We start from the raw sequence: 14988 nt of genomic DNA, 5'->3' as shown, positions 1-14988 counted from the left end.
CGCTACGGCCTGGAGAAGGAAGTGAAGGTCAACATCGAGGCCAACCACGCCACGCTGTCGGGCCACAGCTTCGAGCATGAGATCGCCACGGCAGGCGCCTTGGGCATCCTGGGCAGCCTGGACATGAACCGCGGTGACCCGCAGCTGGGCTGGGACACCGACCAGTTCCCCAACAACGTGCCGGAGACGGCGATCGCGCTGTACCACGTCATCCAGGCCGGTGGCCTGGGCTCGGGCGGGCTGAACTTCGACGCCAAGGTGCGCCGCCAGTCCATCGACGCCGAGGACCTGTTCCACGGCCACATCGGCGGCATGGACGTGTGCGCGCAGGCGCTGCTGATCGCCGAGAAGATGGTCAACGACGGGCGCCTGAAGACCGCCGTGGACAGCCGCTACGCCGGCTGGGACGCGCCCGCCGGGCAGGACATCCTCAACGGCCGGCGTTCGCTGACCGAGCTCGCCGACCAGGTGCTCGCCGCCAACACCGACGTGGCGCCCGTGTCCGGCCGCCAGGAAGTCTTCGAGAACCWGGTCAACCGCTTCTGCGGTTGACCGCCGATCACCGATTCACCCCCGCCCAACACACCCGAGCCGACACGCTGCCCATGACGAACACCCTCGCTCAAAAGCCATGCGCCTGTCGACCTGGGCGATGTTGATTTCCTTGCTTCCCCGAACCAGCAGTACGACACGGGCCTAGAGCCCTACGACAACGAGAGGAGACAAAGTGACACATCACCATCCCCGCCGAACCGCTGTATCCCTTGCCGCCGCCCAGGCCGCCCTGCTCTGCAGCGGCATGGCGATGGCGCAGACCGCGCCGGCCCCCGCCGCCGCCGCATCCGCACCCACCACCAACCTGGAAACCGTCGTCGTCAGCGGCCGCCGAGCGGCGCTCGAATCGGCACAGAAGATCAAACAGAATTCCGACGAGATCGTCGATTCGATCGTGGCCGACGACATCGGCAAGCTGCCCGACCGTTCCGTCACCGAAGTGCTGCAGCGCATCGTCGGCGTGACGATCGAGCGCACCATGGCTCGCAACGACCCCGAGCACTACTCGGTGGAAGGTTCCGGCGTCAACATCCGCGGCCTGTCCTACGTGCGTTCCGAAATGAACGGCCGGGACACCTTCTCCGCCAACGGCGGCCGCGCACTTAATTTCGAAGACGTGCCGCCCGAGCTGATGGCCGGCATCGACGTCTACAAAAACCCGTCGGCCGAACAGATCGAGGGCGCTGTCGGCGGCCTCGTCAACCTGCGCACGGCGCTGCCTTTCGACTACCAGGGCTTCAAGGGCTCGGTCACCGTGCAGGAGGCCTACACCAGCCTCAACCGCAAGAAGAAGCCGTCCGCCAGCGGCCTGCTAGCCAACAGCTGGGACACCGACTTCGGCCGTTTCGGTGCATTGCTGAACGTCGCCAGCTCCAAGAGCGCGACACGCTCCGACTTCTTCCAGATCGAACCTTATTACCCCCGCACCGATGCCGTGGCCGGCCAGCCGCCCGGCACCTATCTGTGGGTGCCCAAGGGCGCGCAATGGCGCACGCTGGAGTTCGAACGCAAGCGCGACGGCCTGTACGGCGCCTTGCAGTGGAAGAAGGGCGACATCGACAGCTCGTTCACGTACTTCCAGTCCAAGTACCGCATGCAGTGGGACGAGCAGGCCATCTTTGCAGGCACCGACCCCTACCTGATCGTCGTCAACAACGGCAAGTTCAATGACCAGGGCGCCCTGGTCTCGGGCACGCTGACCAACAGGGACGGGTCGCTGCTGAACTTCAACGACGACACCCGCACGGCCACCCGCAACTCCAAGACGGAAGACTTCGGCTGGCGCGTGAACTGGAAGGCGAATGACCGCTGGAGCTTCACGTCCGACCTGCAGTACGTGAAGGCTTCCACCCGCAGCCTGGACTCCACCGTCGCGACCGGCGTCGGCATGCAGAAGGAAGTCCTGGACCTGAGCGGCAGCACGCCCAGCCTGAGCTTCGACGCGGCCGACCGTGCCTACCTCGCGGACCCGAAGAACTACTACTGGAGCTTCACGATGGAGCACCTGGACCGCGGCATCGGGACGCAGAAGAGCTGGAAGGGCGATGCCAAGTACCGCTTCGAACACCCGGTGCTACAGGACCTGCGCTTCGGCCTTCGCTTAACGGACCGCGTGGCCAAGAGCTCGACGAACCCGTCCGGCTACCACTGGCAGGCCATCTCCGCGCCCTGGACGACCGGTGGCCCGGCGTACCTGAGCGACTACCCCGGCGGCACCACCACCAACACCTTCAACAACTTCTTCGGCGGCAAAGTACCAAATCCGCCGTCGGTCGTCTTCCCGTCGGTTGCCCAGGCCGCCGGCTTCCCGGCTTCCTACTCCGTGCTGCACAAGTACGGCGCCGACAATTGCGTGGCCAAGCAGACTGCGGCCGGCCTCAGCACCGACGCCTGCAGCCAGTGGCCGTTCGCCTTCACACCGGAAGGACTGGGCAGTGACCTCAACCAGGACATCAAGAACGGCAGCGGCAACCAGCAGGGCGAGAAGACCCAGGCTGCCTACGGCCAGCTGCGCTTCGGTTTCGAGGAATGGAATGTGCCGGTCGACGGCAACGTGGGCGTACGGGTCGTGCGGACGCAGAACAGCGCCCTCGGCTACACCTCCTTTGCCGGTACCGAGCAGGCCAAGCTCGGCCTTGGCGGCGTGCCGGTGTCCAACATCCCGGCATACCAGAAGTTTGAGACCTTCAAGAACAGCTACACGGACGTTCTGCCCAGCCTGAACCTGAAGTTGCAGGCCGCGCAGGATCTGCAGTTCCGTTTCGCCCTCGCCAAGGCCATTTCGCGCCCCGACTTCGACAGGCTGCAGGCGAGCACCACGCTGGGCCAGACGATCAACACCACCGGCACCACGGTCACCAGCGTCACGCAGACCGGCTCGGCCAAGGGCAATCCGATGTTGCTGCCGACCCGCTCGACGCAGGCCGACCTGACGGGCGAGTGGTACTTCAGCCGCGTGGGCTCGCTGACGGCGGCGGTCTTCCACAAGGACCTGAAGGACATCGTCATCAACAAGACGTCGACCTTCCGCCTGCCCGATGTCAGCGGCAACCTGCAGGACTTCCAGGTCACGAGCCCGGTCAACGGCGCCAACGGCAAGATCAACGGCATCGAGCTGGCCTTCCAGACCTACTTCGACAAGCTGCCGGGCTGGCTCTCGGGCTTTGGCGTGCAGGGCAACGTGACCTACGTCGACAGCAAGAGCAAGTTGAACACCCCGGTCAGCTCGATGTATTGCAGCGGTGGCAACTCGGCGGACAACTTCGTCCTGAACCTGAACGGCTGCGACACCGACGGCCGCCAGTTCGGCAACCTGCCGTTGCAAGGCCTGTCGCGCAAGGCTTTCAACCTCCAGCTGATGTATGACCAAGGCCCGCTGTCCGCACGCCTGGCCTACAGCTGGCGCTCGCGCTACCTGCAGGCCGTCAACGTGAACGGCACGCAGGGCACGGACGGCCTGGTGACCGACCCGAGCAGCCCCAACCTCGGCCAGAGGAACGTGGCCTGGGGCCTGCCGGTCTGGGCTGAAAGCTATGGCCAGCTGGACGGCAGCGTGTCGTACAAGCTGCTCGACGACAAGCTGTCACTTGGCCTGGAGGCGCAGAACCTCAACTCCGCCCGCCAGCGCCAGCTGATGCAGCAGCATGTCGGCTACATGACCCGTGGTCTGTTCTACACCGGCCCTCGCTACGTGGTCACGGCGCGCTACACGTTCTGACCTTGGTTTGCGCCCGGCGGTCCGCAGGATCGCCGGGCGCCTGGAATCCCGATGAAAAGAAACGCACTTCTCTCGGCGGTGCTGGCCGGCTTGCTCTTCCTGCAAGCCGCCGGTGCCGCCGAGGCGCCCCGCCTCGTCGAGCGCGACGGCCGCCACGCACTGCTGGTGGATGGCAAGCCCTTCCTGATGCTGGGCGCGCAGGCGCACAACTCCAGCAACTACCCCGGCGCGCTCAAGCCCGTCTGGGACGCGGCCAAGGACGTCAAGGCCAACACCGTGCTGATGCCGGTGGCCTGGGAGCAGGTCGAGCCCGAGGAAGGAAAATTCGACTTCAGCTTCGTCGACACGCTCGTCAAGGAGGCGCGCCGACAGAAGCAGCGCCTGGTGATCCTGTGGTTCGCCACCTGGAAGAACACCAGCGCCCAGTACACGCCCGCCTGGGTCAAGCTCGACCCCAAGCGCTTCCCCTTCAACGTCGACCGCGAAGGCAAGTCCAACTACAGCCTCAGCCCCTTCGGCACCGAGACGCTCAAGGCCGACAAGCGCGCCTTCGTCGCGCTGATGGCGCATCTGAAGAAGATCGACTCGGCCGAGCGCACCGTGCTGATGGTGCAGGTCGAGAATGAAGTCGGCACCTATGGCCTGGTGCGCGACTTCGGCAAGGTGGCCGAGGCGGCCTTCGCGCAGCCCGTGCCCGCCGCCGTGCTGGCACGCAAGAAAGCCGCCGTGCCGGGCGCTGCAAGCGGCAACTGGCGCGCCGTCTACGGCGACTACGCCGACGAGTATTTCCACGCCTGGGCCATCGCCCGCTACATCGGCGACATCGCCGCGGCCGGCAAAGCCGTCTACGACCTGCCGATGTACGTCAACAACGCGCTGCGCAACCCGCTGGACCAGCCGCCCAAGCCCTGGAACAAGGACTTCGCCAGTGGCGGCCCGACCTGGGACGTCATCGACATCTACAAGGCCGCGGCACCCGCGCTCGACATCGTCGCGCCCGACATCTATCGGCCCGAGTCCGAGCAGGTGAACGCCAACCTGCGCCTGTTCCAGCGCGTCGACAACGCGCTGTGGGTGCCCGAGATCGGCAACGCGGCCATCTACGCGCGCTACCTCTACCCCGTCCTCGGGCACGGCGCCCTCGGCGTGGCGCCGTTCGGCATCGACTACTTCAACTACAGCAACTTCCCGCTCGGCTCCACATCGACCGACCGCGAGATGGTCGAGCCCTTCGCTCGCGTCTTCAAGATGTTCGCCCCGATCCAGCGGCAATGGGCGCAATGGGCCTTTGATGGCCGCACGCGTGGTGCCGCCGAGAGCGATGACCGCAAGCCGCAGCTGCTGGAGTTCCCCGGCTGGGTCGCGAAGCTGAGCTATCGCGAATGGCAGTTCGGCGAGACCAGCTGGAAGATGACCGACAAGTTCCCCGCTGGCACCGAGCAACCCGGCGGCGGCGTCGCCATCGCGCAGATCGGCGACGACGAATTCCTCGTCATCGGCCAACGCACCCGCGTGCGGATGGAGGCGGCGCCGGGCCAGAACGGCTTCATGCTGCGCACCGAGCAGGGCCGCTTCGACGACCAGGGGCGCTGGGTCATGGAGCGCGTCTGGAACGGCGATCAGGTCGACTACGGCCTGAACCTGCCCGCCGAGCCCGTCATGCTCAAGGTCAAGATGGGCCGCCCGCGCTGAGCCTATGAAGCAGAGCCTCCGATCACTGCGGGCCGCTGCAACGCTGCTCGCCTGCTGCCTCGCCCTGCCGCTGCAGGCGGGCGAGCTGGTGCTGCGCTACGACCGCCCCGCAGCCGACACGGCCCAGGGCTGGGAGCAGCAGGCCCTGCCCATCGGCAACGGCCGCATCGGCGCCATGCTGTTCGGCCAGGTCGCCCGCGACCGGCTGCAGTTCAACGACATCACGCTGTGGACGGGCGATGCCCAGGCGCTGGGCGCCTATCAGGCGTTTGGCGACGTGGTGCTCGAACTCGACGGCGCCGACGCGCCCGTGGCCGACTACCGCCGCCAGCTCGACCTGCAGCACGCCCGGCACCGCCTGAGCTACCGCCAGGCCGGCGCCGGCTTCACGCGCGAAACCCTGGCCAGCCAGCCGGCCCAGGTCATCGCCTGGCGCCTCAGCGCCGACCAGCCGGGCCGCTACAACGGCCGCATCACGCTGGCCGACCGGCACGGTGCGGCGCTCTCCGCAGTGGGCGCCGCCCTCACCGCCACCGGCCGCCTGCCCAACGGCCTGGCCTATGCAAGCCAGCTGCGCGTCGTGCCGGATGGCGGCTCGGTGACGGTGGACGGCAACACCCTGGTGTTCCGCGGCTGCGACGCGCTGACTGTCGTCCTCGGCGCCGGCACCAGCCATGCCGACGGCCGGGTCGACGGCCCGGCGCCGCTGCCACGCGTGCAGGCCCAGGTCGCCGCGGCCGCCGCCAAATCCTGGCCGGCGCTGCAGGCGGAGCACGAGGCCGACGTCAAAGGCCTGCTCGGCCGCGTGCAGTTGGACCTCGGTACCAGCCCGCCCGAGCGCCGGGCGCTGACGACCGACGCCCGCCTGGCCGCCTACACCCGGGACGGCGGCGACCCCGAGCTGGAGGCGCTGTACTTCCAATACGGCCGCTACCTGCTGGTCTCCAGCTCGCGCGATTCCCTGCCGGCCAACCTGCAGGGCCTGTGGAACGACAGCCTCACGCCGCCATGGAATGCGGACTATCACAGCAACATCAACCTGCAGATGAACTACTGGCCGGCCGAGCCGACCAACCTGGCAGAGACGGCGCAGCCCTTGCACCGTTTCGTGCAGAACCTGATCCCCGCCTGGCGCCGGCCTGTCGCCGAACGCGCCGCGCTGGCACTGAAAGACCCGAAAGCCCTGCCGCCCGAGACACCCCCGTGGGACAACTCGGTGCAGCCCCCCATCGAGACCTTCGTGACGGCTACGGGCAAGCCCATGCGCGGCTGGGCGCTGCGCACTGCGACCAACCCTTTCGGCGCCCAGACCTACCTCTGGAACATGACGGGCAACGCCTGGTACGCCCGCCACTTCTGGGAGCACTACGCCTTCACGCAGGACAAGGCCTTCCTGCGTGACGTGGCCTGGCCGGTGCTGAAGGAAGTCGGCGAGTTCTGGGAAGACCGGCTGGCGGAGACGGCGGACGGCAAGCTGGTAGCACCCAACGGCTGGTCGCCCGAGCACGGCCCCATCCAGGACGGCGTCGCCTACGACCAGCAGATCCTGTGGGACCACTTCGACAACATGGCCCAGGCCGCCGACGTGCTCGGCGACCGCGCCGCGCGTGACCATGCCGCCTCGCTGCGCGACCGCCTCGCCGGCCCGCGTGTGGGCAGCTGGGGCCAGTTGCTGGAATGGCAGGCCGAGCTCAAGGACGCCGTGCTGGACACGCCCAAGGACACGCACCGCCACGTCTCGCACCTGTTCGCGCTCTTCCCCGGCCGGCAGATTTCTCCGGCGCGCACGCCCGAGCTGGCCGCAGCGGCGCGCAAGACGCTGGAGGCCCGCGGCGACGTCAGCACCGGCTGGTCCATGGCCTGGAAGATGGCCTATTGGGCGCGGTTGCGCGACGGCGACCATGCGCACACGCTGCTGCGCGGCCTGCTGGCCACGCCGGGTGCCCGGGCCGCCCGCGCCGGTGGTGAGGTGAACCAGGGCGGCACCTACCCCAACCTCTTCGACACCCACCCGCCCTTCCAGATCGACGGCAATTTCGGCGCGACCGCCGCGATCGCCGAGATGCTGGTGCAATCGCAGGACGGCGTCATCGACCTGCTGCCCGCGTTGCCTGCGACCTGGCCGCAAGGCTCGGTCAAGGGCCTGCGCGCCCGCGGCGGCTTCGAGGTCGACATCGCCTGGGCAAACGGTCGCATCAAGAGCGCCACCGTACGCTCGGTGGCCGGCGCGGGCGGCGGCCGCGTTCGCATCGGCGAGCGCGTCGTCGCACTGAAGCTCAAGCCCGGCCAGTCGCGCACGCTGTCGTCCCAAGACTTGCTCTGATGATGAATCGCTTCCTGCTCGCTTTCGCTGCCCTGCTCCCAATGACAGCGCAGTCATTGGATCTGGACGTCGGCCGCCCCGCCAAGGGTTGGCAGATCGCCGTCACCGATTTCGAGGGCGAGGCCAAGCTCGTCGGCGACCGCGTCACCGTGCCAAAGCCCGCCAACCCACGCGTGCCGGACAGCCACGTCGCGGCCCGCCGTAGCGCTGACGGTGCGCTGACGCTGCAGTTCAGCAACTCCTGGATCGCCCAGGCCCGCTGGCAGGACGGCCCGCCGCTGGACCTGCGGCCCTACCTGGCCGAAGGCACCGTCGAATTCGACTTGAATGTCATCGATCTCGCCCATGGTGGCATGAAGTTCAAGCTGGGTTGCGGCAATGGCCGTGGACGCCCCCAAAGCCGGGCTGCGCCCAGCCCACCCCCCGAGGGGGCCAAGGAAACTTGGGACGGCCCGGCGTTTCCTTGCGAGCGCAAGATCCCCTTCCTGTTCGCCGGCCGAGAGCTGATCGGCAAAGGCCGTCAGCACCTGTCCTTTGCGTTGAAGTGCTTCTGGCGCGAGGGCGACGATTTCAGCGCCGTCAACGTGCCCTTCGCGCTGGAAGGCACGGGCAACGGCGAGCTGCAGATTGCCCACCTGCGCATCAACAAAAATGGCAAGGCGACCACCGCCTGCCCCGACCACCGCACCCAGTCCGTCACGCCCGAACGGCTGCAGGAATCCTGGGCCGCGGACTGGTGGCTGCCGCGCCATGAACAGAAGCTCGCCGAGATCAAGGCTCATCGCGAAGCGGGCCGGCGCGTGGACCTCGTCTTCCTTGGCGACTCCATCACACAGGGTTGGGAGAACGAAGGCAAGGCTGCGTGGGCAACGCATTTTGCGAAGCACAACGCCGTCGCCCTAGGCTTTGGCGGCGACCGCACCGAAAACCTGCTGTGGCGACTGCAGCATGGCGAGCTGGACGGCATGGCGCCGAAGGCGGTCGTCATGATGATCGGCACCAACAACACCGGCGACCGGCTGGAAGACCCGGCCTTCACGGTGGCTGGTATCCAGAAGAACCTCGACGAGATCCGCAAGCGCCAGCCCCTGGCCAAGGTGCTGCTGCTGGCCCTGTTCCCACGCGGCGAGAAGCCCGACGACCTGACCCGCAGGCACAACGACAGGATCAATGCGCTGCTGCCCGCGTTGGCCGATGGCCGCCGGATCGTCTTCCTGGACATCGGCCGCGCGCTCGCGAATCCGGACGGCACACTCTCCAAAGACATCCTGCCCGACTGGCTGCACCTCAGCCCGCAAGGCTATGAAATATGGGCTCGCAGCCTGACAGCGACCCTGACCCCGTGGCTGACGCCCTGACGGCCGAGCACTCTCCCTCTCCTGGATCGCTATGACTGCCTCTAGCTCCTCCGATTTCATCCGCGGCATCGTCGCAACCGCCCCATTGCCGCAGGATGGCTCCTTGACAGACAACCTCACCTTGACCTACTCCAGCCCCTTCCCTGCCGACTTCCTCTTCGGCGTTGCCGCCGCCGCGCCGCAGATCGAGGGCGCGGCCTTCGAGGACGGCAAGGGCGAATCCATCTGGGACCGCTTCTGCCGCCAGCCCGGCAAGGTGCATGACGGCGACACCCTGGACGTCGCCTGCGACCACTACCACCGCTTCGACGCGGACTTCGCGCTGATGGCGTCGCTGGGGCTCAAGCACTACCGCCTGTCCCTGGCCTGGCCGCGCATCTACCCGAACGGCGACGGTGAGCTGAACCAGGCCGGCCTGGACTTCTATCACCGCCTCTTCGCCAGCATGAAGAARCACGGCATCGAGCCCTGGGTGACGCTCTTCCACTGGGACCTGCCGCAGGCGCTGGAAGACCGCGGCGGCTGGACGTCGCGCGTGACAGTGGACGCCTTCGGTCGCTATGCCGACACGGTCGTCAAGGCCTTCGGCGGCGTCGTCAAGCACTGGATCACGATGAACGAGATCCGCTGCTTCACCGAACTGGCCTATCGCTGGGGCACCAAGGCGCCGGGCCGCACCGAGAGTGCCGCTGTCGTCAACCAGACCTTCCACCACGCGCTGCTGTGCCACGGCCACGGCGTGCGCGCGGTGCGCGAGTTCGGCGGCGCGGGTGCGGTCGTCGGCCTGACGGACAACCTGGACGTCTGCATTCCCGTCACCGAGACGCCGGCCGACATCGCCGCGGCCAAGGCTTGGTTCCTGGAGAAGAACGCCCATGTGCTGGGCGCCATGCATGCCGGCCATTACCCGGCCGACTACCTCGACCGCGTCGGCGCCGACGCCCCCCAGGTCCAGCCCGGCGACTTCGACCTCATCAGCCTGCCGACCGACCACCTGGGCCTGAACATCTACACCGGCACCTATGTGCGCGCCGGCAAGGACGGCGCCGCTTTCGAGGCCCTGCCCAACCCGGTCAACTACCCGCGCGCCGACAGCCCCTGGCTGCGACTGGTGCCGCAGTCCATCTACTGGGCGACGCGCCTGGCCGCTGAGTGCTACGGCCACACCTCGCTCTACATCACCGAGAACGGCTGCGGCTACAACGACGAGCCGGTCGTGAACGGCGAGGTGCTGGACCTGCACCGCCGCGACTTCCTGCGCAGCCACCTGCGCGAAGCCCACCGCGCCATCGGCGACGGCGTGCCGCTGAAGGGCTACTTCCTGTGGAGCTTCATCGACAACTATGAGTGGGAGGACGGCTACCAGCGGCGCTTTGGCATCGTGCATTGCGACTACGAGACGCAGGTGCGCACCCCGAAGCTGTCGGCGCTCTATTACGCCGATGTGATCCGCGAACGTCGCATCCTCTGAAATGAAGCGGGTCCTATATTCCCTCGCACCGCGGCGGGCCTTCGCCCCACGTGCGGCCTACCGAGGACCATCCAGATGACTTCCTTTCGCCCCCTGCGCCGCCGCCAACTCTTCGCCGCCGCCGCGTTGCCCGCGCTGGCCACAGCTTCGCTGGCCGCCACGCCGCAGCGCCGTGGCGCACAGTGCGGGCTGACTTACGAAAGCCCCTTCCCGCCGGACTTCGTCTTCGGCGTCGCCGCGGCCTCCGCCCAGCTCGAGGGTGCGGCCTTCGAGGACGGCAAGGGCGAGTCGGTATGGGACCGCTTCAGCCGCATCCCCGGCAAGGTCCACAACGGCGACACGCCCGACGTCGCCTGCGACCACTACCACCGCTTCGACGAGGACTTCGCGCTGATGGCCTCGCTGGGGTTCAAGACCTACCGCCTGTCCATCGCCTGGCCACGCATCTACCCGAACGGCGATGGCGCGCTCAACCAGAAGGGGCTGGACTTCTATCACCGCCTCTTTGCCAGCATGAAGAAGCACGGCATCGAGCCGTGGGTGACGCTCTTCCACTGGGACCTGCCGCAAGCGCTGGAAGACCGCGGCGGCTGGACGTCGCGCGTCACCGTCGACGCCTTTGCGAAATATGCCGACACCGTCGTCAAGGCCTTCGCCGGGGAGGTGAAGCACTGGATCACGTTGAACGAGATCGTCTGCTTCACCTTGTTTGGCTACGGCACCGGCGGTAAGGCGCCGGGCCGCAAGGAAAGCGCCAAGGTCGTCAACCAGACCTATCACCACGCGCTGCTCTGCCACGGCCATGGCGTGCGTGCGGTGCGCAAGTTCGGCGGCGCGGGCGCCGTCGTCGGCCTGACCGACAACTGCGGGGTGTCCGTGCCCGTGACGGAAACACCGGCCGACATCGCCGCCGCCAAAGCATGGTTCGTCGACCGGAACGCCCAGGTGCTGGGCGCCATCCATGCCGGCAAGTACACCGCGAACTTCCTGGCACACGTCGGTGCGGATGCGCCTGACGTGCGGCCCGGCGACTTCGACCTCATCAGCCTGCCGACCGACTTCCTGGGCCTGAACATCTATAGCGGCACCTATGTGCGCGCCGGCAAGAACGGCGCCGCCTACGAGGCCCTGCCCCACCCCGTCAACTACCCGCGCGCCGACAGCACCTGGCTGCGCCTGGTGCCGCAGTCCATCTACTGGGGCACGCGCTTCAGCCATGAGGTCTACGGCCACCAGGCGCTCTACATCACCGAGAACGGCTGCGGCTACGACGAGGAGCCGGTCGTCAACGGCGAGGTGCTGGACCTGCATCGCCGCGACTACCTGCGCAGCCACCTGCGCGAGGCCCACCGCGTCATCGCCGCCGGCGTGCCGCTGAAGGGCTACTTCCTGTGGTCCTTCATCGACAACTACGAGTGGGAAGACGGCTACCAGCGCCGTTTCGGCATCGTGCATTGCGACTTCAAGACGCAGGTCCGCACGCCCAAGCTGTCGGCGCGCTATTACGCCGAAGTCATCAAGACGAGAAAAATCCTGTGAGATGGAGCCCCTCGTCCAAGGCGTACCTTGGCCGGTCTTGCAGACCGCGCTGCGCCTTGCGCCGCAGCCCTTCGGCAGGCACATCCCGCCCACCGGGCGCGATGTGTCCGGCCTCAGCCCCCGCGGGGACGGCGATGCTCGCGGCGTTGAGCCGCGAGCACATCGCCAAACGCGGGCCGGCTTGGGAGCGGCCCGGCGCTCGGTCCGCAAATTCTGGACACTGAAATGAATCCGCAAACCCTGACTCTGAACGTGGCGCAAGCCGTACCGCCTGCCGACCGCCTGCCCATGCGGCAGAAGATCGGCTTCGGCCTGGGCTCCATCCTGGACATGTGGGGCCACTGGCTCTACCCGTCGCTGGCCTACCAGGTCTTCAACATATTCCTCGGCGTGGCCCCTGGCCTGATCTCGACGGTGCAGATGATCAAGATCTTCATCGACGCCGGCTCGGACGCGGTATTCGGCTGGATCTCCGACAACACGCGCACCCGCTACGGTAGGCGGCGCCCTTTCATCCTCGTCGGCGGCATCCTGGCCGGCATCGGCCTGCCGCTGATGTTCGCCGTCGGCAAGGGCTGGACCCAATCCGAGTACTTCATCTTCATGCTGGTCAGCATGGTGATCTACGTGCCGGTGATGAGCTGCTTCAACATGCCCTGGAGCAGCCTGGGCGCGGAGATGACGCCGGACTACCACGAGCGCACCACCGTCATGGCGATCCGCAACGCCATCCAGAAGGGTCCGGAGCTGGCGATGTTCTTCGCCGCCCAGTTCACGACGCTGGCGATCTTCAATGACGCGAGCACCGGCAAGCCCGACCTCCTGCGCGGCGCCCAGACCTACTGCGCCATCCTCGGCGCCATCATGGTGGCGGTGTCCATCGCCATCTTCCTGCTGGTGCGCGAGCGCTACTACGAGAAGCTGGTGGCGCGCACGCAGACACACATCCCGTTTGCCGACACCCTGTGGCGCACGCTGCGCTGCAAGCCCTTCCGACGCATCCTGGGCATGATGCTGGCCTATGGCATGGGCACGGCCATGGTCGGCACCCTGGGCTACTACGCCACCATCTACTACGTCTGCCAGGGCGACATCGTGCAGGGCGCCAAGTGGAACACGGCCATGGGCCTGGCGGGCATGGCCTTCGGCTTTGCGGGCATCCCCTTCTTCGCGTGGATCGCGCGCCGCCACGGCAAGCGTGCCGGCCTGGCGACGGTGCTGCTGCTGGCCATGTGCGCCTTCATCGGCGACTGGTGGCTGTACAACCCCGCGCTGCCTTACCTGCAGCTGCTGGCCTGCGGCTTCGTCGCCTTCACGGGCGCGGGCTTCTGGACGCTCTACAACGCCACGCTCGGCGACGTGGTCGACTATGACGAGCTCCAGACCGGCCAACGCCGCGAAGGTTCGTTCTCGGCCTGCCAGTCGTGGATCTCCAAGGTCGGCATGGCCATCGGCTGGGGCGCGTCGGGTTGGATCCTGCAGTTCACCGGCTTTGACGCCAAGCTGGAGGGCGCACAAGACCCGAATGCCATCTTCATGATCCGCATCCTGCTGTCCAGCATTCCGGTCATCGGCCTGGTGCTGGCCCTGGTGTCGCTGCTGCGCTTCGAGCTGACCGAGCAGCGCATGGCCGAGATCCGCGTGCAGCTGGAAGCCACGCGGGGGCGCGTATGACGCCGGCACGCACCGATTCACTGAAAACATCAAGCCCGAAAACATCCATCGCTGAAGTCATGCGCAATTACAAATCTCCCTTGAACGGTTTCAACGCACTCTGGTTTGCCTCCTGTCTGGCATTGAGCACCTTCGCTCACGCGGCGGAGCCCGCGAATCGGGCCCAGGATTTCGAATGGAAATCCAGCGAGCCGCTGGTCAGGCCGCCGGCCGACGCAAAGCACATCTTTGGCGTCAAGGACCCCTCCATCGTCTATCACGACGGCCGCTACCACGTCTTCATGACCACGGCGGGGACGAATGGCTGGGGCATGGCCTACGCGAGCTTTGCCCGCTGGGAGGACGCACCCAATGCGCCTCTGTTCATGCTCGACAAGTCCCCCATCGGGCCCGGCTACCGCGCCGCACCCCAGGTCTTCTACTTCGCGCCGCAAAAGCTCTGGTATCTGATCTACCAGGGCGGCGACCCGCTGTATTCCACGACCAAGGACATCAACGATCCCCGCTCATGGACGGCACCGCAGCCCTTCTACAAGACCATCCCGGATAGCGTGAAGGACGACAAGGGCCAGGCGACCTGGCTGGACTTCTGGAATATCTGCGACGACAAGAAGTGCCACCTCTTCTTCACCGGCGACAACGGCAGCTTCTATCGCGGCGAGACGACGATCGAGCGCTTCCCTCAGGGCTTCTCCGAGCCGGTCGTCGTCATGAAGGAAAAGCGCGACGACATGTTCGAGGCGAGCAACACCTACAAGATCGCCGGCACCAACCAGTACCTGACGCTGATCGAGGCCATGCGGCCAGGCGGCCGGTATTTCCGGGCCTGGACCGCTGATCGCCTGGACGGCAAGTGGCAGCCCGTTCCCGGCGCCGAGATGAACAGGTTCGCCGGCGCAGACAACGTCAAGTTCAACGGCCGGATCTGGTCCGAAGGCGTATCCCATGGAGAAATGATCCGCGACGGTGTCGACCAGACGCTGACCATCGACCCCTGCAAGCCGCTGAGATTCCTCTTCCAGGGCCTGGACATGGAAAAGGGCAAGAAGTACGAATACATCGAACTGCCCTATCGGCTGGGGCTGATCACCGCCACGGCCCCGAATGCCATCAGCGCGATGTGCAAGAAATGAACGACCGCGTTGCCGCGCCCACCGCA

8 protein-coding genes and 1 pseudogene are annotated in these 14988 nt (G+C 66.9%); all 9 read left to right on the top strand.

Annotated features, from left to right (window positions below; genetic code table 11):
• Positions 1 to 552, top strand: a pseudogene (locus tag ACXJKM_RS28795) (xylose isomerase); the annotation flags it as partial.
• 175 nt (positions 553 to 727) lie between these two features.
• Entirely contained in the window at positions 728 to 3772 is a 3045-nt protein-coding gene (locus tag ACXJKM_RS28790; RefSeq protein ID WP_457356488.1) for a TonB-dependent receptor, read from the top strand.
• 51 nt (positions 3773 to 3823) lie between these two features.
• The gene (locus ACXJKM_RS28785) at positions 3824 to 5464 is read left to right on the top strand and encodes a DUF5597 domain-containing protein (RefSeq protein ID WP_457356487.1); all 1641 of its coding nucleotides are present in this window, start codon (positions 3824 to 3826) and stop codon (positions 5462 to 5464) included.
• Positions 5465 to 5468: 4 nt separating this feature from the next.
• A complete protein-coding gene (locus ACXJKM_RS28780) occupies positions 5469 to 7787 on the top strand; it encodes a glycoside hydrolase family 95 protein (RefSeq protein WP_457356486.1) in 2319 nt (772 codons plus the stop codon).
• Between the two features lie 41 nt (positions 7788 to 7828).
• Positions 7829 to 9145: a GDSL-type esterase/lipase family protein gene (locus tag ACXJKM_RS28775; protein WP_457356485.1), complete on the top strand. Its 1317-nt coding sequence runs from the start codon at positions 7829 to 7831 to the stop codon at positions 9143 to 9145.
• Between the two features lie 103 nt (positions 9146 to 9248).
• Positions 9249 to 10616: a GH1 family beta-glucosidase gene (locus ACXJKM_RS28770; RefSeq protein ID WP_200955234.1), complete on the top strand. Its 1368-nt coding sequence runs from the start codon at positions 9249 to 9251 to the stop codon at positions 10614 to 10616.
• Positions 10617 to 10691: 75 nt separating this feature from the next.
• Positions 10692 to 12155, top strand: a complete 1464-nt coding sequence (locus ACXJKM_RS28765; RefSeq protein ID WP_457356484.1) for a GH1 family beta-glucosidase — start codon at positions 10692 to 10694, stop codon at positions 12153 to 12155.
• A gap of 225 nt (positions 12156 to 12380) precedes the next feature.
• Entirely contained in the window at positions 12381 to 13829 is a 1449-nt protein-coding gene (locus tag ACXJKM_RS28760; RefSeq protein ID WP_457356483.1) for an MFS transporter, read from the top strand.
• Positions 13830 to 13951: 122 nt separating this feature from the next.
• The gene (locus ACXJKM_RS28755; protein WP_457356482.1) at positions 13952 to 14962 is read left to right on the top strand and encodes a non-reducing end alpha-L-arabinofuranosidase family hydrolase; all 1011 of its coding nucleotides are present in this window, start codon (positions 13952 to 13954) and stop codon (positions 14960 to 14962) included.
• Positions 14963 to 14988 lie beyond the last annotated feature (26 nt).

The organism is Roseateles sp. P5_D6, from assembly GCF_054049415.1.
Note: the sequence above shows the minus strand (reverse complement) of the source record. Positions and strands in the feature narration are given on the sequence as shown.

What these genes read in the sequence shown, in the direction of transcription:
- ACXJKM_RS28785 (WP_457356487.1), top strand. Translation starts at nt 3,824, where the DNA reads ATGAAAAGAAACGCACTTCTCTCGGCGGTGCTGGCCGGCTTGCTCTTC.
- ACXJKM_RS28780 (WP_457356486.1), top strand. Translation starts at nt 5,469, where the DNA reads ATGAAGCAGAGCCTCCGATCACTGCGGGCCGCTGCAACGCTGCTCGCC.
- ACXJKM_RS28775 (WP_457356485.1), top strand. Translation starts at nt 7,829, where the DNA reads ATGACAGCGCAGTCATTGGATCTGGACGTCGGCCGCCCCGCCAAGGGT.
- ACXJKM_RS28765 (WP_457356484.1), top strand. Translation starts at nt 10,692, where the DNA reads ATGACTTCCTTTCGCCCCCTGCGCCGCCGCCAACTCTTCGCCGCCGCC.
- ACXJKM_RS28760 (WP_457356483.1), top strand. Translation starts at nt 12,381, where the DNA reads ATGAATCCGCAAACCCTGACTCTGAACGTGGCGCAAGCCGTACCGCCT.